Origin of the sequence: Ructibacterium gallinarum (genome assembly GCF_014982785.1) — a bacterium.
GTDB classification, from domain to species: domain Bacteria; phylum Bacillota; class Clostridia; order Monoglobales; family Monoglobaceae; genus Ructibacterium; species Ructibacterium gallinarum.
The window spans coordinates 1-1,203 of record NZ_JADCKB010000074.1 but is presented as its reverse complement, the minus strand read 5'-3'; the positions used below and the strand labels follow the sequence as shown (position 1 = coordinate 1,203).

Annotated in this window: 1 protein-coding gene; it reads left to right on the top strand. The window is 44.2% G+C overall.

Features of this window, described 5'->3' with window-relative positions:
• Positions 1 to 122 precede the first annotated feature (122 nt).
• Positions 123 to 1,203, top strand: a 1,081-nt coding sequence (locus tag INF28_RS12745) for a reverse transcriptase/maturase family protein (protein ID WP_226393827.1), incomplete at its 3' end; no start/stop codon positions are given.

The following is a 1,203-nucleotide window of genomic DNA, read 5'->3' as shown; positions in this document are numbered from 1 at the left end:
TCATAGTAGTCCGAGAACCCTGAAACGACAGGGATAGCCGTAAAATCGGAAGCGGGAAAGCCGCTCACATGGCGAAGGACGGCAGGTAATTTCGATTTGTTAGAAAGGAGTAGGTGCGTGAGATGCGTACAGCCAAAACTATTTTAACAGTCATTCAAGAACGTGGAAAACAGCACAAACCTATCGAGAGAGTTTATAAGCTCTTATTCAACCGTGAATTTTATCTGAACGCCTATGCAAAGTTATACCCGAATAACGGAGCAATGACAAAAGGTGTCACCGAAGAAACGGTTGATGGAATGTCAATTCAGAAAGTTGACAGGATGATTGAACTTCTCAGAGAAGAAAAGTATCAGTGGAAACCGGCAAGACGTGAATATATCCCAAAGAAAAACGGGAAGAAGCGTCCTCTGGGCATTCCAACATGGGAAGATAAGCTATTGCAGGAAGTGATGCGCGCGATTTTGGAAGCGTATTATGAACCGCAATTCAGCACACATTCTCATGGATTCCGACCCAACAGGGGATGCCACACAGCTTTGCAGGAAATTCAAGTGTGGAAAGGAACACGCTGGTTTATCGAAGGGGATATTTCTAAATACTTCGACACAATAGACCATGCTGCTCTGTTGAAAATACTTGAGAAAAATATCCATGACGGCAGATTTATCCGCTTGGTATCTAATATGCTGAAAGCCGGATACCTGGAGGATTGGAGGTTCAATCAGACAATCAGCGGAACCCCGCAGGGTGGCGTTATCAGTCCACTTCTGGCAAATATTTATCTCAATGAGTTTGACCAGTGGATTGAGAAAGTCCTGATTCCGAATAACACACGGGGGAAGCGACAAAAAGCCAATCCTGTGTATAGTCGGATGAATGCTGAAATTAGTAAAGCAAGAAAGCGTGGTGATATTCAAACTGCCCACAAACTTGAAGTAGAACGACGCGGTATTCCCTCGGTTGACCCTTATGACGAGAACTATCGCAGATGCCGCTATGTTCGGTATGCTGACGATTTCCTCATCGGATTCACTGGTTCGAAAGCCGATGCAGAGAAAATCAAAGCAGAAATTCACGATTTCTTAAAGCAAGAGCTTCAATTAGAACTGTCAGCGGAAAAGACATTGATTACTAATGCCAGCAGTCAGGCGGCAAAATTCCTCGGTTATGAAATTAAGGCACAGCGGTGCACTGACTATA